Below are 19773 nucleotides of genomic sequence, written 5' to 3'. Positions count from 1 at the left end.
AAAAGCCGCTGCAACGATTGACTCGTTGCAGCGGCTTTTTAAAGGGCAATTATTAATATTGCGGGCTTGTTGCAGGCGCTGGCACTATCGTCGTTGTTTCGCGATATACACCGCCTCCATCTACACTGCCCGAGACCGTTCCTTGACCTTGCATGCGGCGCATACAGGCATCACGATCCGCTGGCGGCAAGGCATTGCATCGGGTTTGCGCGTTTTGCTGGTAGGAGGCTGCGCCATCATTCAAATTGCCACGCTTGGCTTCGCCACGTGCCGCGCCCGCTTCCTGCAGACAAGTCGCCCTGTCCTGTTGCGTTTGTCCGCTCAGGCACGCCGCGCGCTCTTGCTGGTAACTGCCGCTCGCGTCGGCAGCCATAGCGGCTGTCGAACCAAGACCCATACTGCCGGCAAACAAAGACAGCGCCAGTACATACTTACGTGCGTTGCATGCATTATTTTGAATAAATAACATGTCAGTCTCCCGCTTTATAAAACACCAGACTAAGTGCATGCATAGTCCTTGTATGTGCGGTAACCGGCATATCTTGAATCGAAATTGCGTGATGATGGCCAAGACGCGAAATCAGTTGCCGCTCACATGCCATATCGAAATTATTTCCGTGCACAATCATTTCATTCAATGACATACTTGCAATTCAGCCGCAATTACTGTGCTCCCTGCTGTCAGTGCACTGATCAAAAAATTTTATTCAAAGAGATGCGATGAATTCACCCAAACCGCCGCGCAAGCACTTTTCAATGTTGCGCGGTTTTCACCTCGCTGATTTCTTTACCCTCGGTAATGCAGCTTGCGGCGTGGCTGCCGTGTTTTTTGCGATGCTGTATATGAACAGCCAGTCGCTCGTACATTTTTATGCTGCAGCAGCGATGGCACCGGCCGCATTTATATTCGATGTGCTGGACGGTAAAATTGCGCGCTGGCGCCGCCAGCATTCGGCTATGGGCCGCGAACTGGATTCGCTGGCCGATGTGATTTCATTTGGACTCGCTCCGGTAACGCTGGGTTTCGCGGCTGGACTGACCGGTGGCTGGGACTGGGTCGCGATGATTTATTTCGTCTGCTGCGGCGTGAGTCGCTTGGCACGTTACAACGTTACCGCCGAAACCTTGTCCGAAGGCGCAGACAAAGTCGCCTATTTTGAAGGCACGCCCATTCCAACCAGCGTCGTCATCACCGGCATTCTGGCGTGGCTTGCTTCGCAAGGACGTATTGGAAGCGAGATTTACGGCAACATCATCCTACTGGGCCCGTGGGAATTTCATCCCTTCGCACTATTGTTTGTATTGTCCGGCAGTCTGATGATCAGCAAAACCTTGCACATACCGAAATTTTAATTCGCGGATTTAACCGTTAGGCTCTACAAACGACACATCAGCGCCGCAATCACTAATGCAGCAGCTGACGCGGCAGTGATTGAGTCGATTAAGTCCATGGCAACTCTCCATCGTGCGCTCACACATTGCATTGGTATTCAATCTGCCCCCTCACTGAATCAGATGCATGAGGTTTCAGCTTACGAATCGAACACATCAATTCAACCGTAGACTTTCTTCCTTGCTTATGAGGAAAAGAAATATCCGCCAGAAATGTAACAAGGCGTAAATGCATTGGCGAATCGCACGAAATCACTTTTCAATACGGTTTACACGCCTTCGTGCTTGTAAAGGGAGAACCATCATGAATGCAAAATTATTCGCCATAGCTACCGTTTTGCTGAGCAATGTTGCATTTTCACAACCAGCTGCAGGAACGGATGTACGCCGCGCCGCAGCCGAAAATACAGCGGCTCGCAATAACCCGCAGACGCCAAAAAGCATTACAAAATCGCAAGCCAAAGCGGCCAAACTGGTCCGCGTAGTGGAAAATTTTGAAAGAATCGACACCAATAGCGATGGTGTCGTGACACGCCAGGAGTTACGCCTGTATGCGCTTTCCACGCGCCGTCATGTGCCTATGACTTGATACTCGGCTTGATTGAGTAAAGCCGCTGACCACTTGTTGGACGGCAAAGTGGTATGCTGCATAGGCAGCCAAATTGTCCCCTCGTTTGCGCTCGACATTCGTATGCGCAAACCTTTCAAATTATCAAAAACGCATGCTGCACCCCAACATTATTGATTGAAAAATCAGTTGCTTGAATCCGGCTATGGCATTCTTAGGCACCATCAAAAAATGAGCCAGCAGCGCTAACTGCGCATATGGCCCGCCTAGGGGAGCACAACATGTTTGGTTCTTTGCGCGTACTAATTGTCGGTCTGATTTCCGCTGGTTTCTTCTGCCAGGTGTATGCAGAAGATGGCGTGACCGATACCAGAATTCTGATTGGGCAAACGATAGGGCTGACAGGCACCATTGCAGGGCCTGTCAAGGAAATGAATGAAGGTGCCAATGCCTACCTTGCCAGCATCAACGGCCGCGGCGGCGTCAGCGGTCGCAAGATAGAGCTGCTGACACTGGACGACAAGTTCGATGCCAAACTGTCCGCAAGCAACGCTGAACAACTGGTAAAGAAGGAACGTGTATTTGCCTTGTTCCAGAACCGCGGCACGCCACTCACCGAGGCGATCCTGCCAATTCTTGCAGCAAACAAAATCCCGTTGATTGCGCCTAGTACCGGAGCCCGCGTTTTCCATACTCCAGTCAATCCTCTGATATTCAATGTGCGCGCAAAATATCAGGATGAAGTCAGAAAAGGGGTCGAACACTTCACCACCATAGGCTCAAAAAGCATAGGTTTGCTGCACGTCGACGACTCTTTCGGGATGGATGGCCTGGCGGGCTTTGTCAGCGCAATGAATGACCACAGCATGATTCCGGCTATCGTTGCGACCTTCCCGCGCGTCAAACCTGATTACCCAGCGAGCGCTGACGTCATCATCAAGGCGAATCCAAATGCCTTGATCATCGTCAGCTCATCCGCGCACACGGTGGAACTCATCAAGGCAATAAGGGCCAAAGGCAGCATGGTGCAAATAATGACCTTGTCTAACAATTCATCGCAATCCTTTGTGCAGGATCTTGGACCTGCAGGCACTGGCGTGATCGTGTCGCAAATTACTCCTGCCCCCAATTCGGTAACCACAGGCCTGGGCAAGGAATTCATGGCACTGGCCAAAGCCAGCAACACCACGGTGTCGTATGCCGCAATGGAAGGATTCGTGGCGGCCAAGGTATTGGTGGAGGGATTGAAACGCGCCGGTCGCAATCTCACGCGCGAAGGCTTCGTCCGTGCAATGGAATCGATGCAGAAATTTGACATGGGTGGTTTGATGATCAGTTACACCGCTACCGATCACACCGGTAGCGAGTTCGTCGAGATGACAATGATCAGCAAAGACGGCCGCTTCATACGCTAGAAAACAGCGCTGCCATCAAATCTCGGTCTTCGCTTGATTGATGGCTGCAGCTACTGCGGTGACCCGCGCATCACGTATCGCATCGGGAATGCGCGCAGGCTGATCTGGATAACGCTGCCGTGTCAGCGCGGCAACCTCGCCGCCATTGACGGTTTGTGCCGCACTTAAAGCTTTTTGCAAATAAGCGTTTTGCGGAAACGCTTTCTCCGAAAAACCGGTGCGTCCACGATGATCGCATTCGGTAGCTTGCAACATATCGATGAATCGTTGTGGCTTGCGGAAAGCATCACAACGCTCAAACAAACTCACGATGGTCGCCGCGCGCAATTCCAGGGCACGGCCAACATTTCCGTGTTCGCGCGCGGTCATCAGCGTCAGATCTCGACAATCATTTTGGATTTTCAAACGCTGGCAAACCATCTCAACCAGCTTTGCGCTATGCATTTCATGGCCATGATGCTTGGGCCACAGTTCCGGCGGGGTCACACCTTTACCCAAATCGTGCAAAAGTGCAGCACAGCGTATAGGCAGTGACAGCCTTTGCTGAGCCGCGTAATCGACCACCATCATCACGTGCACACCGGTATCAATTTCTGGATGGTGCAAAGCTGGTTGCGGCACGCCCCATAGAACATCGAGCTCAGGTAAGATGCGTTTCAAAGCGCCGCACTCGCGCAACACGGCAAACATGCGCGACGGTTGCTGCTCCATCAAGCCACGCGCCAACTCCTGCCATACGCGCTCCGGTACCAAGGCATCGACCTCGCCGGCAACGACCATGGCGTGCATCAGGGCATTGGTTTCCGTCGCGACTGAAAATTGCGGGAAGCGCGCAGCAAAACGGGCCACGCGCAGTATGCGCACCGGATCTTCGGCAAACGCCGGCGAGACATGTCGAAAAATATACTGAGCAAGATCCTGCTTGCCACCGAAAGGATCGACAATGCCCCCATCCGCATCTTTGGCCATGGCATTGACCGTCAAGTCACGCCGGATCAAATCTTCTTCCAGTGTGACATTGGCATCTGTATGGAATACGAAGCCTTTGTAACCTGGCGCAGTTTTGCGCTCGGTGCGGGCCAGCGCATATTCCTCGTGCGTCACCGGATGAAGGAAAACCGGAAAATCCTTGCCGACCGGCGTATAACCCTGCGCAATCATTTGCTCGGGCGTGGCACCAACCACGACGTAGTCGCGATCCTTGACTGCAACGCCCAGCAATTCATCGCGCACCGCGCCGCCGACGATATAGGTTTTCATATCAGGTCCATGCGATCCGGATGGCTCAGGCGGGATAGATATCGTATTTTTCAATGCACGCGGTCTCGGACAAGGCACCGCTTATCCATTGCGCCACGGCCGGATGGGCAGCAACCCGCTCGACATAAGCATCGAGAGCCGGACCGAGCACGACTTCATACGTACGGAAACGCATGACTACGGGTGCGAAATACGCATCCGCAATCGAGAACTCACCAAACAGAAATGCGCCGGGGCCAGACAAGGCCAGGCAGGTTTCCCATATTTCACTGATGCGGCCGATATCGGCTTGCGCTTCTATCGTGCGGCCCTTGCCGGGAAATTTTGCGCGTATGTTCATCCACATTGCGGAGCGCACACCGGTAAAACCGGAGTGCATTTCCGCACAAATCGAGCGTGCCAGCGCGCGTGCCACTACATCTTCTGGCCACATTTTCTTTTCAGGAAATTGCTCTGCCAGATATTCGCAAATCGCCAGCGAATCCCAAATCGTTGTTTCGCCAGCTAGCAAAATAGGTACGCGACCGGCCGAGGAATAATGCGCGATCTGCGCCGTCGTATCTGAACGATCCAGCAAAAGGGGGATTTCCTGAAACGGAATATTGAATGCCGTCATAGCGACCCAAGGGCGCATCGACCACGACGAATAATTTTTATTGGCGATCACGAGTTTGAGGCCACTCTTTTCGGCATTGCCCAGCGTTTGCGAAAGGGTAGGATCAAGTTCTGTGGTTTGCATAAATGTGGTCGGGGAAAAGTGGCGTGATCGGATGCAAGCCCGGCTCGCCGGGAGCCGGGACAGGCAATTCGCTTTTACGGCAAATCAGTCGGCACAAAGGCAGCAGGTGCAACACTGCCCAAACGGGCCTTCAATGATTGCGGCTTGCCGTCGAACAGCGCGGCATAGTAAGTCGCATTCGATAATACTTTTTTGACATAGTCGCGCGTTTCGGAAAAAGGAATCGACTCGGCAAAAATGGCTCCCTCAACCGGCCGCACCAGACTTGAACGCCAACTGCGCGGCCGCCCTGGCCCGGCATTATAGGCAGCCGTCGCCATTGTTTGCGAACCTTCCAGATCGCTCAGCACCATATTCAAATAACTGGTACCCAGCAAAATATTCGTTTCGATTTCATTCACCTGGCTATGCGAAAAATCTGTCATGCCTATTTTTTTGGCGACATGCCTGGCAGTAGCCGGCATCAACTGCATCAGGCCCGACGCACCTACATGTGAGCGCGCATTCATGATAAAGCGCGACTCCTGGCGGATCAAGCCATATACCCAAGCCATTTCCATACCCTGACGCTGCGTCGTGCTACGCATGATGTCGCGATACGGCGCAGGGAACCGCTGCGTGAAATCAAACTCGGCCTTGGTACGATCCGAGGTATTGACCATGCGATCCAGTACATCGCTGCGACGCGCAAACTCGGCGGCCGCCAGCAACTGCCGGTCATTCATCTTGCGCAATTCCCAATTCCATTCACGGTATCCTTCAAAGCGCAAATCCAGCTCGAAAAATTTGAGCGCGCGGCGGAAGCCTGCATTGCTCGCCATCGGCGCAATCTCTTCCTCGGTCACCGGCAATGCGCGCGGCGGGATCGTGATTTTTTGCCCCAGCTCTTCCAGTGCCAGTTGCCCATAAAAATTGGTTTGCGGGGCAATCAGCTGAAAACGCGCATTCGCAGCATCGACCTTGCCATCTTCACGCAAGGCGCGCGCCAGCCAGTAAGTCCATGCAGCGTCATCGCGCAGGGACGCAGGCATCGCTTCGATACCTGCCTGGACCAGCTTCCAGTCGCCAGCGCGCAAGGCAGCACGAATCTTCCATTGCTGCGCCTCCAGCGACAAGGGTACGTTACCCGCCTTGCGCCAGTATTGAACGGCTTCCGGCGCCAGCTTCATAGACGCTTGATACGCGATCTGCGCCCACGCAAATGCTTCCTGTTTTTTACTCAGCAACAAGGTGTTATTCGACAAGACATCCGCCGCTTGCGCTGGATTATTCCTGGCGATACGTCCCAATGCGACGACATAAACTTCGTGTCGGACACGGCGAAAGCCCACACCGCGTGCAACGATAGAAGCGGGTTTATCCATCGCAGCGACCAGCGAGCCATCTTCAATGCCGGTCAACGGTACGAAGCGGCGCACATAATCAGTGGAACCGGTATCCGATGCGAGGCGTATTTGCGCCCATAAATCATCGTCATCAAACTGCCTGGTTTCCATCAAGGTTCCCACCAAGGCGACACAAGCTTCGCCAAAGTCCTTGGGCACGTTCAGCAACGCGCGCGCTTCATCGGCGACCTTGATGCCTTTCGCAACTTTCGACATCAAGGCATAGCATTTCAACTGCGTATCATCGTTGAGCTGGAATTGCGGATACTGTTCATCGAACGTGAGCCAGTCACGCCGCTTGCCAAGTTCCAGCAACCAGTCATTCCTCAAGCGATCCGCAATCGCGCTGCCGTTGTAACGCGCCAGATAGGCCTGTAACTCGCTAGGTGTTGCATCCTTGATGCGCGGCTTAAGTTGATAATAATCAACGTAAGACGGGATAGGATAGTTGCCCAGATTCGCCGCAATATCCGCAGCGCGACCAGCATCGTTACGGCGCGAAGCATCGCGCAATGCCAGAAACGCATCGTCGTCGCTGGCAAAACCGGTTGCACGTTTTTGCGCATGCGCAGCCGGCAACAAGCATGCAGCCGACATCGCGACGAGCAAGATACGAGATAATAATTTATTTGAAAACATGAATTCCGTGACCCTTTTTTTGACCGTGCTTATACTGCACACTAAGCTGAGTATTCAGCTAAGTACCGAGCGGAGCAATAAGCCAGACATGCGCTAAAGATTGCACCGCGCATTGCTCGAAAATCTTGCGGCCGACAGGCTCGCATTAACGATAACTAGAATAGCACGCGATCCCTTCAAATCTTTAATCCATCACATGCAAAACAAGAGTGAATTACGCCAACGATTACTTGAATCGCGCAAAGCAATGTCTGCTGAGCAAAAACAGCTGTGGGATAGACAACTTGTAGAAAAAATCCTGGCGTGGTGGTCAGTAGAGCGCTTCCCTACGATAGGCGTTTATTGGCCCATGCGCGGCGAACCTGACTTGCTTGCTGCATATGCAACATTGACTGAACTCGGCACAACACTGGCATTACCCGTTGTTGTGAGTGATGATGCCCCATTAAAGTTCTACGCATGGATACCAGGCGACCCGGTGATCAAGGATAGATACGGCGCGGCCGTACCGGCAGTTCAGCATTCAGAACTGCAACCGCAGGCTCTGATCATCCCCTGTCTGGGATTTAACAAGCAGCGTTTCCGGCTCGGTTATGGCGGCGGTTTTTATGATCGCACGCTGGCATTGGTGCCCAGACCGGTTACAGTGGGTGTGGCCTATGCCTGTTCAGAAATCGCTTTCGCGGCCGATCCCTACGATGTGGCACTGGATAGCGTGATGACACCATCAGCCACGTTTTCTTAAAGTCACACATACAAAAAAAGCCGCATAAGCGGCTTTTTTCTTTTTGCGATCACGCTTATTTCCGAGACAGGTTTAAACGACTCCAGATTGCATGCGTCGCTGCCGCCTGATTCAGTGTGTAGAAATGCAAACCGGGCGCGCCACCAGCCAGCAAGCGCTCGCACAAATCGGTCACCACATCCAGACCGAAAGCACGGATCGACTCGGTGTCATCGTTATAACTCGCCAGCTTCAAACGTATCCAGCGCGGGATTTCTGCGCCACACATGTCCGAGAAACGCATCAGTTGCGAGTAATTGGTAATCGGCATGATGCCCGCAGTTACAGGCACGTCGGCCCCCGCCTTGCGCGCATCATCGACAAACCGGAAGTAGGCATCCGCATTGTAAAAATACTGCGTAATCGCCGAATCTGCACCAGCCTTGACCTTGCGTGCAAAGCTGACAAGGTCGTCATTCGGCGACTTGGCTTGCGGGTGCATTTCCGGATAGGCCGCTACTTCTATGTGAAACCAGTCACCGGTTTCTGCACGTATGAATTCGACCAGCTCATTGGCGTAATGAAATTCGCTGGAAGACGCATCCATCGCACCATAACCGCTGGGCAAATCGCCACGCAAGGCGACTATGCGTTTGATACCGTGCGATTTGTATTCCTGCAAAATAGCGCGCAGATTTTCACGCGAGCTGCCGAGACAGGACAAATGCGGTGCTGCTTCATGACCTGCACCGCGGATTTCCAACACCGTATCCAGCGTGCCGTGTTGCGTCGAACCGCCAGCACCGAATGTGACCGAAAAATACTTGGGATGCAATTCGGCCAGCTTCGCGCAAGTGACACGCAATTTTTCCACGCCGACCGGAGTCTTGGGCGGGAAAAATTCTATGCTGAAATTCTGTTGTTTCATTTTTCTTTAAGTATGAGCGCGGACAAGATCCACGAGATGACGCTATACAAAATCGCTCCGCCCACCGCCGACCAAAAACCGGCAACGTGGAAGCCGCCTACCATTTGCGAGACTGCCCAGAACATCAAACCATTGATGACGAAGATAAACAAACCCAGCGTCAAAAAGGTAACAGGCAAAGTCAGCAAAACGAGTATTGGACGTATCAGTGTGTTCACTAATCCTAATACCAGTGCGGCAATAATCGCCGTGCCTACGCTATCGACCGTGATCGACGTCATCAGATAAGGAAGCGCAAACAGCGCCGCTGCATTGATCGCCCAGATTAACAATAAGCGCATGTTATTTCTCCTTGAATGCAATTTCAGGAAACCGCCGTTCCATCGCAAGACCATGAAACGGCGCGGCAACTAATGTCAAACCCCCGCTCGAAAGCAGCGATGCTGTTCGCAGCAAATCCATCTCAAGATGAGCCGGACCGCTGCGATTGCATCTACAGTTTCTTAGTAACGATAATGCTCTGGCTTGTACGGACCAACTTGCTGCACGCCGATGTAGTTGGCTTGCTCGTCGGTAAGCATCGTCAGTTGTGCATTGAGTTTTTTCAATTGCAAACGCGCGACTTTTTCATCCAGATGTTTAGGCAAGGTGTAGACGCCAACTGGATAATTTTTCGTGTTCGCGTACAACTCGATCTGCGCGATCGTTTGGTTTGCAAACGACGAGCTCATTACGTAGGACGGATGACCGGTACCGCAACCCAGATTCACAAGACGACCTTCAGCCAGCAGGATGATGCGTTTGCCGTCAGGGAAGATTATGTGATCGACTTGCGGCTTGATGTTTTCCCAGGTGTATTGCTTCAATGCGGCAACTTCGATTTCATTGTCGAAGTGGCCGATGTTGCAGACAATCGCCTGGTCTTTCATCTTCGCCATGTGATCATGCGTGATGACGTGGTAGTTGCCGGTACAGGTAACGAAGATGTCGCCGTGTTCTGCAGCGTAATCCATCGTCACGACGCGATAACCTTCCATCGCTGCCTGCAATGCGCAGATAGGATCGATTTCAGTTACCCAGACTTGTGCCGACAAAGCACGCATCGCTTGTGCCGAACCCTTGCCGACGTCACCGTAACCGGCGATGACCGCAACTTTACCGGCGATCATGACGTCGGTCGCGCGCTTGATACCGTCAACCAGCGATTCGCGGCAACCGTACAGATTGTCGAACTTGGATTTGGTGACGGAATCGTTAACGTTGATCGCAGGGAAAGCCAGTTTGCCTTCTTTGTGCATTTGATACAAACGATGCACACCCGTGGTGGTTTCTTCGGTCACGCCGAGAATTTGCGGCAGACGCTTCGAATACCAGGTGGCGTCCACTGCCAGATGCGCCTTGATCGAGTTGAACAGACAGATTTCTTCTTCGGAACCTGGATTGTTCAAGATCGACGCATCTTTTTCTGCGCGTGTGCCCAAGTGCAGCAGCAAGGTTGCATCGCCACCGTCATCCAGAATCATGTTCGAATAAACCGGTGCGCCTTTGGCGTCGTTCGGCCATTCGAAAATACGATGCGTGTATTCCCAGTAGTCATCCAGCGTTTCACCCTTGATGGCGAATACTGGCGTACCGGCAGCAGCGATCGCAGCAGCGGCATGATCTTGCGTTGAATAGATATTGCATGATGCCCAACGCACTTGCGCACCTAGGGCTTCGAGCGTCTGGATCAGCACGGCGGTTTGAATCGTCATGTGGATAGAACCGGTGATGCGCGCACCTTTCAAAGGTTGCGCAGCAGCGAATTCTTCGCGAATTGCCATCAAGCCAGGCATTTCGGTTTCGGCGATGCGAATTTCCTTGTCACCCCAAACTGACAGGGACAAGTCGGCGATTACGTAATCGGAAAATTGGGTAGGGGTAGTCATAACTGCGGCGTTCATCACGCCCTCCTTTCGTTAGAAAAAAAGAAACGTGAGCGCAGTTGCTGTTACTGACTGCATCAAGCCTGGTAGATCGAACGATCTATCGCAACGCTCCTTGATGCGGATGCTATTTTAAACGAAAAACTGGCAAACGGGCGTAGTTGACTGAAGGAAATTATTTCTTTGTGGCATCTTTACTCGGCAACGAAACCGATTGCATGCTTGGCGCACCAGACTGAGATTCAACATTTTCCCTGATCCAGCCCAGCATATCTATCCAGATACGCCTTACTTCAGCTTCCGGCGGCATTTTTTGTGCATTCGGCAATTCAATCGTGATCACGGGCACATTCTTGTGCACGCCGCTGTAATTACCCAGCGATCCCGGATAGACTCCGACCCGATTGAGCAACAGGCGGCCGAACTTGCGCGGCGGCTGTGCCGGGCCGTCGAAATCCAGCACGCCAAAAGGTGCATGCACAGAGATAATTACATCCGGCTTGAAGGCATGCATTTCATCCTCGACCCAGCGACTTTCAGGTTCTGACAGAGGTGATTTTCCGGGAAAACGGCGCGGATCGGCGCGCGTACGTGCCTGCCAGTATTTGGGCGCTTCCTTGTCCCAGTCGGGAGTCGGGAAGTTACGGTTCAGATCGACGCCATTGGCATTCATACGCATGGCCTTTTTCGCCAGCAAGCCGTCCGGATTGACGACCGGCATGATGCGCCAGTCTATGCGCTGCGCCGCGGGTCCGTTCATGTTATCTACCCAGCGATACACGATCGCCGCCGAGGTAAGTTCATCGCCGTGTATGCCGCCCATCAGTAGCACGCGCAAGGGTGGTTTTTTCTTGTTGCGATTAAGTGCAGGGACATCCTTGACCAGCAATGGAAACCCTTGCAGCGAATAACGTCCGCTCGGGATAAAGCCGCCTTTCATGCACATCGCTTTGTTGACGGTGGGCATGCGTGCAATCAGCCGATCACATAATTCACTCGCCTTCAACGTGACGGGCGTTTCAGCTTGCGCGGAGAACGGCAATGCCAGTGCGGATCCCGCCACCATGAAAATGGTCCATCTGCCGATCAAGCTTGAAACGCGCATCGAGAAAACCCTTAAAAAGAAAAAAGCCGGCCAACCCAAGCGGGCTGATCCGGCTACGCACAAGTGCAGGCTGGATTAGAGCCCTGCCGCTGCGCGCAATGCCGCTGCCTTGTCAGTACGTTCCCATGTGAACTCTGGTTCTTCGCGACCGAAATGGCCGTAGGCGGCGGTTTTTTGATAAATCGGACGCAATAGATCCAGCATTTGCACGATGCCTTTTGGACGCAAGTCGAAATGCTCAAGCACCAGTTGGGCAATTTTTTCATCGCTGATTTTTCCTGTGCCGAATGTCGTCACCATGACCGATGTCGGTTTTGCCACGCCGATTGCATATGAAATCTGGATTTGAGCGCGTTCTGCCAAACCAGCTGCCACGATGTTTTTAGCAACGTAACGGCCAGCATATGCCGCCGAGCGATCAACTTTCGATGGATCCTTGCCGGAGAATGCGCCACCGCCGTGCGGCGCTGCGCCGCCGTAGGTATCAACGATGATCTTGCGACCAGTCAAACCGCAATCGCCTTGCGGCCCGCCGATGACGAAACGACCTGTTGGGTTCACCAGGAAGCGCGTGTCTTTCAACCATTCAGCCGGGACGACAGGCTTGATGATGCTTTCAATGACCGCTTCTTCGATATCTTTGTGTTGCATTTCCGGCGCATGTTGTGTCGACAGCACAATGGTGTCGATCGACACTGGACGACCATCTACATAACGCAAAGTAACCTGTGATTTTGCATCCGGACGCAACCATGGCAAGCGACCATCTTTGCGCAATTCGGATTGGCGTTCAACGATGCGGTGCGCATAGTGGATCGCAGCCGGCATCAGTTCTGCAGTTTCATCGCAGGCATAACCAAACATCAAACCCTGATCACCAGCACCCTGGTCGAGGTCGATGCCAGCACCTTCATCCACACCTTGTGCAATGTCTGGCGATTGCTTGTCGTATGCAACCAGCACTGCGCAACTCTTGTAATCGATACCGTAGTCGGCGTTGTCGTAACCGATACGCTTGATGGTTTGACGAGCGACTTCGATGTAATCGACGTTGGCGAACGTGGTGATTTCACCAGCCAACACAACCAGACCGGTATTGCAAAGGGTTTCAGCCGCTACGCGTGCTTTTGGATCTTGCTGGAAAATTGCATCGAGGATTGCGTCAGAGATTTGATCGGCGACCTTGTCGGGGTGGCCTTCGGAGACGGATTCGGAGGTAAACAAAAAATCATTAGCCATCGCAGGTTCTTTCTATAGTTGGTTAGATGTCGCGGCCAACTGAATGAACCTGCGACGCTTTAGCGAAATTTATATACCGCCTCGCAAGTTGTCATTAACTCGGCGGTTGCTTCTTTGTGCTATTTTACGCCTCTTGAAATAAATCGGTAAAGTCTCTCGTGAGGCTTGCTCGAATTGCACAAAGAATCGCATGCTCGCCCTCACTTTCCGACTGTTGTCTTTTTTGCCCTTGCCACTTTTGCATGCAATCGGCAGTGCAGTCGGCTGGGCGGTTTACCTGTCTTCATCCACTTATCGTCGCCGCCTGCAAGACAATATTCGACAGGCAGGTTTTGCCGATCACTTGTCTGCCGCCGTTGGCGAAGCCGGCAAGAATATGCTGGAGCTGCCCTTCGTTTGGTGTGCGCCGCCAGAGCGCGTATTAAAGTGCGTCCAGGTCGACAACTGGAATCTGGTCGAAGCGGCGCAAGATGCCAAGCGTGGCATTATTTTTTTAACGCCGCATCTAGGCTGTTTTGAAATATCGGCCCAGGTTGCAGCCGCCAAATTGCCGCTGACCGTACTGTATAGACCACCACGGCAGCAAGTATTGAAACCGTTGATCGAAGGCGCCCGCGCCCGTCACAACCTGTCTTTGGCACCGGCCAATCTGAGCGGCGTGCGCAGCCTGTTCAAGGCATTGAAAAGAAACGGCGCCATCGGCTTGCTGCCGGATCAGGTCCCGCAGAACGGTGAAGGCCTATGGGCTGATTTCTTCGGCAAACCTGCTTACACCATGACCTTGCCGGCCAAGATGCTGGAAATGACAGGTGCGGCAATGATATTGGCTTTCGCCGAGCGCCTGCCGCGCGGCCGGGGTTATCGCCTGCATCTGCAGCCCTTCACGATGGAAGTCGAACTCTCGCAAGAGCAACAGGTACGCGCCATTAACGCCGCCATGGAAAAGTTAATTGCAGTCTGTCCCGCCCAGTATTTCTGGAGCTATAACCATTACAAAGTGCCAGCCGGCGTCGCCGCACCAGGCGCACCCGACGTATCAGTTCAAAAGGATCTGGCATGAGAATGCTGGTCGTCCTGATGTGGCTATTGCACTGGTTGCCACTACCTGTCACCGCGCGCTTGGGTGAAACGATTGGCAGCCTGCTGTTCATCTACAAGAAAAAACGGCGGCGCATTACGCTGATCAATCTTGAATTGTGCTTTCCCGAATGGACTGCAGAAGAACGCCAGCGCATCGCCAAAAAACATTTTCAGTATTACGCGCGCAGCGTACTGGAGCGCGGCATTTTGTGGTGGGGATCGGAAGCGCGTTTGCGCAGACTGATCGTGGTGGAACCAGCGGTACCACTGGCCGCTATTGATGCCAGCCCCACCATACTACTGTGTCCGCACTTCGTCAGCCTGGATGTAGCCGGTGTCGCGGTGATGCTGGAATCATCGCTGTGTTCTATCTACACGCAGCAATTGAATCCGGTATTCGATGAAGTGCTGCGCAAGGGCCGCTCACGTTTTCGGCCGGTCAAACTGTTTTCTCGCAGCGACGGCGTCAAGCCTATCATTCGCGCGATGCGCGAGAATCTGCCTTTCTTCATGTTGCCGGATATGGATTTCGGTGAAAAGGATGCGGAGTTCGTGCCCTTCTTTGGCGTTCCTGCCGCCACATTGACAGCACCGGCCAGAATTGCCGCTGCCACCGATGCCAAGGTGATTCCGGTGGTGGCCACCTATCTGCCAAATTACCGCGGCTGGACCGTCAAGTTTTATCCAGCTTGGGAAAACTTCCCCGGCGATGACATCACCGCAGCGACGCGCACGATGAACGCATTCATCGAAGACCGGGCGCGCGAAGCGCCGGCAGAATATTTCTGGACACACAAGCGCTTCAAGACGCGGCCAGCTGGCGAACGCGGTTTCTACGAATCCAATGCATCGCATGAAGCCCCTCCTGCTTAATAATTAATGGATGGATGCGGATAGGCGCATGCATTTTTACCAAGCACGTTCAGTAGCTTTATAATCGTCACATGAAAATCAAATTCACAAAAATGCACGGTGCTGGCAATGATTTCGTCGTCATTGATGCGATTAACCAAGCCATCGAATTCACGCCGGCCCAATGGCAATATCTGGCAGACCGGCGCTTTGGCGTGGGTGCGGATCAAATGCTGGTAGTGGAAAAACCGCAGGCTGCGGGCGTCGATTTTCGTTACCGCATTTATAACGCCGATGGTGGAGAGGTCGAACAATGCGGCAACGGCGCACGCGCTTTCGTCAAGTTCGTCACCGACAAAAAACTGACCGACAAGCATGTGATCAAGGTCGAAACCATGTCCGGCATCATCGAGCCGCGACTGGAAGCGAACGGCCAGATTACCGTCGATATGGGGCCGCCGGTTTTGAGGCCGGAAGACGTCCCCTTCGACACCACCGATCTACTCTGCAAAGCCGATGGCGAAGAAACCTTGTGGCCATTGGACATCAAGGGCGAAACTTACTGGGTCGCTGCCTTGTCGATGGGTAATCCGCATGCAGTGCAAGTTGTTACCGATGTCGAGACCGCACCGGTACGCGAAGATGGCGTACTAATCGAACATCACCCACGCTTTCCAAAACGCGTCAACGCCGGCTTCATGCAAATCATCGATGTGCATCAAATCAAGTTGCGCGTATTCGAACGTGGCGCAGGCGAAACACTAGCCTGCGGCACCGGAGCTTGTGCGGCGGTAGTGTCCGGCATCCGGCGCGGCCTGCTGGCTTCGCCAGTCAAGGTACAAACCCGCGGCGGAGAATTGTCGATTGCATGGGCGGGCGGCACATCGTCTGTCATGCTGACCGGCCCGGCAGTAACCGTATTCGAAGGCGAAATCGAACTTTGAGATTCAGCTCAAGATACAGCTTGAAATCCGGCGGCACCGGAGGTGCGCAGAATTGCTTACCGGATGCCGATGTCGGTTAGAATCATGGCCAACTCTTGCGCAATCATAGGCAATCGATGATAAAGCAATGCAATCTCGATGCCGAGCTTTCCCTCATACCGTTTTTTTACGATTTCAACTACGACACATGACTTCTCCACTGGACTCCAACACTGTTGCCGACTACCTGCTCAATCATCCGCATTTTTTTGAAGAACATGCGGAAGTGCTGGCGCAGGTAAAACTGTCGAGCCCGCTAGGCGGGCGCACCCTGTCTTTGCAAGAACGCCAAATGGACGTCATGCGCGAAAAGTTCAAGATCATGGAAATGCGCCTGGCTGAACTGATACGCATAGGGCAGGAAAACGATCAGATCACGCACAAGTTTCACGCGTGGACACGTGCGCTCTTACTGGCGCGCAATGATGTCGATCTGCCGCACACATTAACCACAGGCTTGCAAAACGCGTTCTCGGTACCGCACGTCACCTTGCGTTTGTGGGGCGTGGCAGAAGAATTCGCGCATACCTGGTTCGCAGCACCGGTTTCTGCCGATTCGCGCCTGTTTTCGAACGGCTTGACCGTACCATTCTGCGGCAGCAACAACGATTTTGAAGCCGCCTCCTGGCTGGAAGACGCACCGTCGATCCAATCGCTGGCCTTGCTACCTTTGCGGCTGGAGGATGCGCCGGAAGCCTTCGGCCTGCTGGTACTCGGCTCATCCGATCCGCATCGTTTCACCTCCGATATGGCGACCGATTTCCTGACCAATATCGGCCAGACCGCCAGCGCCGCGCTGTCGAGCTTGCTCGACTAAATCCGTATCGTGAGCGTTGCCGGCAATCAGGCTTATCTGGATGGTTATCTCGATAACCTGATCAGCCAGCGTCAACTGTCGCCGCTCACTACCACTAGCTACCGGCGCGATTTGCTGGAACTGATCGCATTTGCAACAGCCACTGACAAGAACGCATCTGTCACTGCCATCAGTCATTTCCAGATTCGCAAATTCGCCGCGCAATTGCATGCACATGGCTTGAATGCACGCTCGATTGCACGCAAGCTTTCAGCATGGCGCGGCTTCTTCAACTGGCTGTCCGAGCAAAGTGCCATTACTTCCAATCCGGTCGATGGCATCAAGACACCCAAGCGCAACAAGCCGCTCCCCAAAGCATTGGCAGCCGATGACGCAGTGCGGCTGGTATCGGAAACCAGCCCCGGCAAAAATCCAGATTCGGCCATGCAGCAATGCAATCACGCGATGTTTGAATTGCTGTACTCCAGCGGCTTGCGCGTGTCCGAGCTGGTCGGACTGGACATCAGGTATGCACAGGAAAGTAGCTACGTTTCGGCGGGATGGATCGATTTCGATGCACACGAAGTCATGGTCACCGGCAAAGGCAACAAGATGCGCAGCGTACCAATAGGGCAAGCGGCCATCGATGCATTGAAATCTTGGCTTGCAGTACGCGATACCCTGGTAAAACTTGACCCGCATCCGCTGTTCTTGAGTGAACGCGGCACACGCGTATCGGCGCGAGTGGTGCAACTTCGCTTGAAGGCGCATGCACAGGCGGTCGGCCTGCCTATGGATGTGCATCCGCATGTGCTGCGCCATTCATTCGCTTCGCATGTGTTGCAATCGTCCGGCGATTTGCGCGCCGTGCAGGAAATGCTGGGACACGCATCGATTGCCGCCACCCAAATTTATACCTCGCTGGATTTTCAGCGGCTGGCACAAGTCTACGATGCAGCCCATCCGCGTGCAAAAAAGAAGCCCTGACGGCCACAATACTTCCACAGGATTGCGCCAGCGACGGATATATTGCAACTGAATTGCAAATTGCGGCATAATCAGGCCATCACGTCGCCATACAACCCGCCACTGCATCATCATGAAAAAATCCGCCGCCCCCGATTTTCTGGCTCTGGCTGAAAGCCAGTTACGCACCACGTCCGTACGCGCCACCGACGCCCGTATCAAGGTGTTGGCCGCGCTGCTAGGCGCACGTTACGCGTTTTCACATCAGGACATACAGGACACGCTGATCGACATGGACAGGGTCACGCTATACCGTGCGCTGGATAGCCTGACAGACGCCGGACTGGCGCACAAGATTGCCGGCGACGATCGGGTATTCCGCTATAACGCGGGGATAGAAGAGATAGAACACGGCAAGCATCCGGCGCAGCAACACCAGCACGGTCACTTCAAATGCACGCGCTGCGCCAAAGTCTTTTGTATCGATAACGTCGATGAAAAACTGCTCGCCAGCGATGCCAACCTCAATGCAAATCCATCGGCAGCCACGCTACGCCAGCAATTGCAAAAGGTATTGCAAAGTACGCTAGGCAAAGGCTTCCAGAGTCACGAGATCGAGCTCACCATCAAGGGCTGGTGCGCCGACTGCGCCGCGCAACCAATATAAGACTGTAGCTCACATTCAATTCCCGTATCCGATTTCAACACAACGTAAAATTCATGGCACTCATCCCTACTACCATCCTGACCGGCTTTCTCGGTGCAGGAAAAACAACACTCCTCAATCGCATCCTCCAGGAGCCGCATGGCTTCAAGATTGCCGTTATCGAAAATGAATTCGGTCAGGAGAATATAGATAATGAAATTCTGGTGCAGGATGGCACCGAGCAAATCGTCGAGATGAACAATGGCTGCATCTGCTGCACCGTGCGCGGCGATCTGATCGTTGCGTTGACTGCGCTGGCGCAACGCCGTCGCGATGGCGAATTGCAGTTCGATCACGTCATCATTGAAACTACCGGACTCGCCAATCCCGGACCGGTCGCACAGACTTTCTTCATCGATGAAGAAGTGGCGGCTGATTATCTGGTCGATGCCATCATCACGGTAGTCGACGCCAAGCATGCGATGCATCAACTCGACACCTATGAAGAAGCACAGCGCCAGATAGGTTTTGCCGATAAATTGCTGTTGTCGAAAACTGATCTGGTCAGCGCAGATGAATTAAAAGTTTTAACCGAACGCATCAAGCGCATCAATCCGCGTGCAGCTATCAGCACGATTGATTTCGGCAAGGTAGCGATTGCCGACGTACTCGACCTGCGCGGCTTCAACCTCAACGACAAACTGGAAATCGATCCCGACTTCATTGCGGCGGAAGAACACGCACACGATCACGAGCATCACGACCACGCCTGCGATGCAGCCTGCACTCACGATGGAGATCACCATCATGACCACCATCACGGCCATCACAGCGACAACATCGCCGCCTTCGTCTTCAAGAGCGACCGCCCATTCAATACTGAAAAGCTGGATGAATTTCTAGGCGGCATTGTGCAGGTTTTCGGGCCGCGCATGTTGCGCTACAAAGGCGTGCTATGGATGGACGGGGCCGATCGCAAAGTGGTATTCCAGGGCGTTCACCAAATAATGGGCACGGACATAGGTGGAAAATGGGGGAACGATGAAATCCGCTCGAACAAAATGGTATTTATCGGACAGAATCTGCCAAAAGAAACTTTTATTTACGGACTAGAACAATGTTTGGTATAAA

General features: G+C 53.3%; 20 protein-coding genes and 1 riboswitch. Of the genes, 11 read left to right on the top strand and 9 right to left on the bottom strand.

Translation table 11 applies throughout. The annotated features are described in order from the left end of the window. Nucleotides 1–52: 52 nt before the first annotated feature. Nucleotides 53–469, bottom strand: coding sequence for a hypothetical protein (locus ACFQO0_RS08850; RefSeq protein ID WP_382233757.1), 417 nt, complete (start codon nt 467–469; stop codon nt 53–55). A 251-nt stretch (nt 470–720) separates the two neighbouring features. Here ACFQO0_RS08850 and ACFQO0_RS08845 point away from each other — a divergent pair, with 251 nt between their 5' ends. The 3 genes from ACFQO0_RS08845 to ACFQO0_RS08835 all read left to right on the top strand — a co-directional run bounded on the left by ACFQO0_RS08845 (nt 721) and on the right by ACFQO0_RS08835 (nt 3375). Beyond that, nucleotides 721–1353: a CDP-alcohol phosphatidyltransferase family protein gene (locus ACFQO0_RS08845; protein WP_382233755.1), complete on the top strand. Its 633-nt coding sequence runs from the start codon at nt 721–723 to the stop codon at nt 1351–1353. Between the two features lie 343 nt (nt 1354–1696). Next, the gene (locus ACFQO0_RS08840; RefSeq protein ID WP_382233753.1) at nt 1697–1981 is read left to right on the top strand and encodes a hypothetical protein; all 285 of its coding nucleotides are present in this window, start codon (nt 1697–1699) and stop codon (nt 1979–1981) included. A gap of 260 nt (nt 1982–2241) precedes the next feature. Then, the gene (locus ACFQO0_RS08835) at nt 2242–3375 is read left to right on the top strand and encodes an ABC transporter substrate-binding protein (protein ID WP_382233751.1); all 1134 of its coding nucleotides are present in this window, start codon (nt 2242–2244) and stop codon (nt 3373–3375) included. 15 nt (nt 3376–3390) lie between these two features. On the opposite strand, the gene ACFQO0_RS08830 is transcribed toward ACFQO0_RS08835, so the two are convergent. From ACFQO0_RS08830 to ACFQO0_RS08820, 3 genes are all read right to left on the bottom strand, one after another. Further along, entirely contained in the window at nt 3391–4635 is a 1245-nt protein-coding gene (locus ACFQO0_RS08830) for a multifunctional CCA addition/repair protein (protein ID WP_382233749.1), read from the bottom strand. A gap of 25 nt (nt 4636–4660) precedes the next feature. Continuing rightward, complete coding sequence (locus ACFQO0_RS08825) at nt 4661–5374, bottom strand: glutathione S-transferase family protein (RefSeq protein WP_382233747.1); 714 nt, start codon at nt 5372–5374, stop codon at nt 4661–4663. Nucleotides 5375–5448: 74 nt separating this feature from the next. Continuing rightward, on the bottom strand, nt 5449–7398 hold the full coding sequence (locus ACFQO0_RS08820; RefSeq protein ID WP_382233745.1) for a lytic transglycosylase domain-containing protein: 1950 nt from the start codon (nt 7396–7398) through the stop codon (nt 5449–5451). Nucleotides 7399–7594: 196 nt separating this feature from the next. Here ACFQO0_RS08820 and ACFQO0_RS08815 point away from each other — a divergent pair, with 196 nt between their 5' ends. Then, nucleotides 7595–8143 (top strand): 5-formyltetrahydrofolate cyclo-ligase, encoded by a 549-nt coding sequence (locus tag ACFQO0_RS08815; protein ID WP_382233743.1) that lies wholly within the window; start codon nt 7595–7597, stop codon nt 8141–8143. Nucleotides 8144–8198: 55 nt separating this feature from the next. Here ACFQO0_RS08815 and metF read toward each other — a convergent pair whose 3' ends face one another. The 5 genes from metF to metK form a co-directional block, all read right to left on the bottom strand. Continuing rightward, entirely contained in the window at nt 8199–9050 is an 852-nt protein-coding gene (gene metF, locus ACFQO0_RS08810; RefSeq protein ID WP_382233741.1) for a methylenetetrahydrofolate reductase [NAD(P)H], read from the bottom strand. Further along, the gene (locus tag ACFQO0_RS08805) at nt 9047–9391 is read right to left on the bottom strand and encodes a phage holin family protein (protein ID WP_382233739.1); all 345 of its coding nucleotides are present in this window, start codon (nt 9389–9391) and stop codon (nt 9047–9049) included. The genes metF and ACFQO0_RS08805 overlap by 4 nt, the downstream gene beginning before the upstream one ends. A 162-nt stretch (nt 9392–9553) precedes the next feature. Beyond that, the gene (gene ahcY / locus ACFQO0_RS08800; RefSeq protein WP_382233737.1) at nt 9554–10993 is read right to left on the bottom strand and encodes an adenosylhomocysteinase; all 1440 of its coding nucleotides are present in this window, start codon (nt 10991–10993) and stop codon (nt 9554–9556) included. A gap of 26 nt (nt 10994–11019) precedes the next feature. Beyond that, nucleotides 11020–11098, bottom strand: a riboswitch (S-adenosyl-L-homocysteine riboswitch). A 52-nt stretch (nt 11099–11150) separates the two neighbouring features. After that, on the bottom strand, nt 11151–12080 hold the full coding sequence (locus ACFQO0_RS08795) for a M14 family zinc carboxypeptidase (protein WP_382233735.1): 930 nt from the start codon (nt 12078–12080) through the stop codon (nt 11151–11153). A gap of 75 nt (nt 12081–12155) precedes the next feature. Continuing rightward, the gene (gene metK / locus ACFQO0_RS08790) at nt 12156–13319 is read right to left on the bottom strand and encodes a methionine adenosyltransferase (protein WP_112990751.1); all 1164 of its coding nucleotides are present in this window, start codon (nt 13317–13319) and stop codon (nt 12156–12158) included. 190 nt (nt 13320–13509) lie between these two features. On the opposite strand from metK, the gene ACFQO0_RS08785 reads away from it, so the two are divergent. The 7 genes from ACFQO0_RS08785 (at nt 13510) to ACFQO0_RS08755 (ending at nt 19772) form a co-directional block, all read left to right on the top strand. Next, nucleotides 13510–14379 (top strand): lysophospholipid acyltransferase family protein, encoded by an 870-nt coding sequence (locus ACFQO0_RS08785; protein ID WP_382233733.1) that lies wholly within the window; start codon nt 13510–13512, stop codon nt 14377–14379. Continuing rightward, nucleotides 14376–15272: an LpxL/LpxP family acyltransferase gene (locus ACFQO0_RS08780; protein WP_382233731.1), complete on the top strand. Its 897-nt coding sequence runs from the start codon at nt 14376–14378 to the stop codon at nt 15270–15272. Before ACFQO0_RS08785 ends, ACFQO0_RS08780 begins: the two co-directional genes overlap by 4 nt. 71 nt (nt 15273–15343) lie before the next feature. Then, nucleotides 15344–16195, top strand: a complete 852-nt coding sequence (gene dapF, locus ACFQO0_RS08775) for a diaminopimelate epimerase (protein WP_382233729.1) — start codon at nt 15344–15346, stop codon at nt 16193–16195. 187 nt (nt 16196–16382) lie between these two features. Continuing rightward, a complete protein-coding gene (locus ACFQO0_RS08770) occupies nt 16383–17051 on the top strand; it encodes a DUF484 family protein (protein ID WP_382233727.1) in 669 nt (222 codons plus the stop codon). Between the two features lie 9 nt (nt 17052–17060). Next, nucleotides 17061–18017, top strand: a complete 957-nt coding sequence (xerC, locus tag ACFQO0_RS08765; RefSeq protein ID WP_382233725.1) for a tyrosine recombinase XerC — start codon at nt 17061–17063, stop codon at nt 18015–18017. A gap of 112 nt (nt 18018–18129) precedes the next feature. Further along, complete coding sequence (locus ACFQO0_RS08760) at nt 18130–18663, top strand: Fur family transcriptional regulator (RefSeq protein ID WP_382233723.1); 534 nt, start codon at nt 18130–18132, stop codon at nt 18661–18663. Between the two features lie 53 nt (nt 18664–18716). Further along, on the top strand, nt 18717–19772 hold the full coding sequence (locus ACFQO0_RS08755) for a CobW family GTP-binding protein (protein ID WP_382233721.1): 1056 nt from the start codon (nt 18717–18719) through the stop codon (nt 19770–19772). The last annotated feature ends 1 nt before the right edge of the window (nt 19773 follow it).

Source organism: Herminiimonas aquatilis (assembly GCF_042665175.1).
GTDB lineage: Bacteria > Pseudomonadota > Gammaproteobacteria > Burkholderiales > Burkholderiaceae_D > Oxalicibacterium > Oxalicibacterium aquatilis.
The sequence above is the reverse complement of the archived record's forward strand: the minus strand, read 5'-3'. Positions and strand labels throughout refer to the sequence as shown.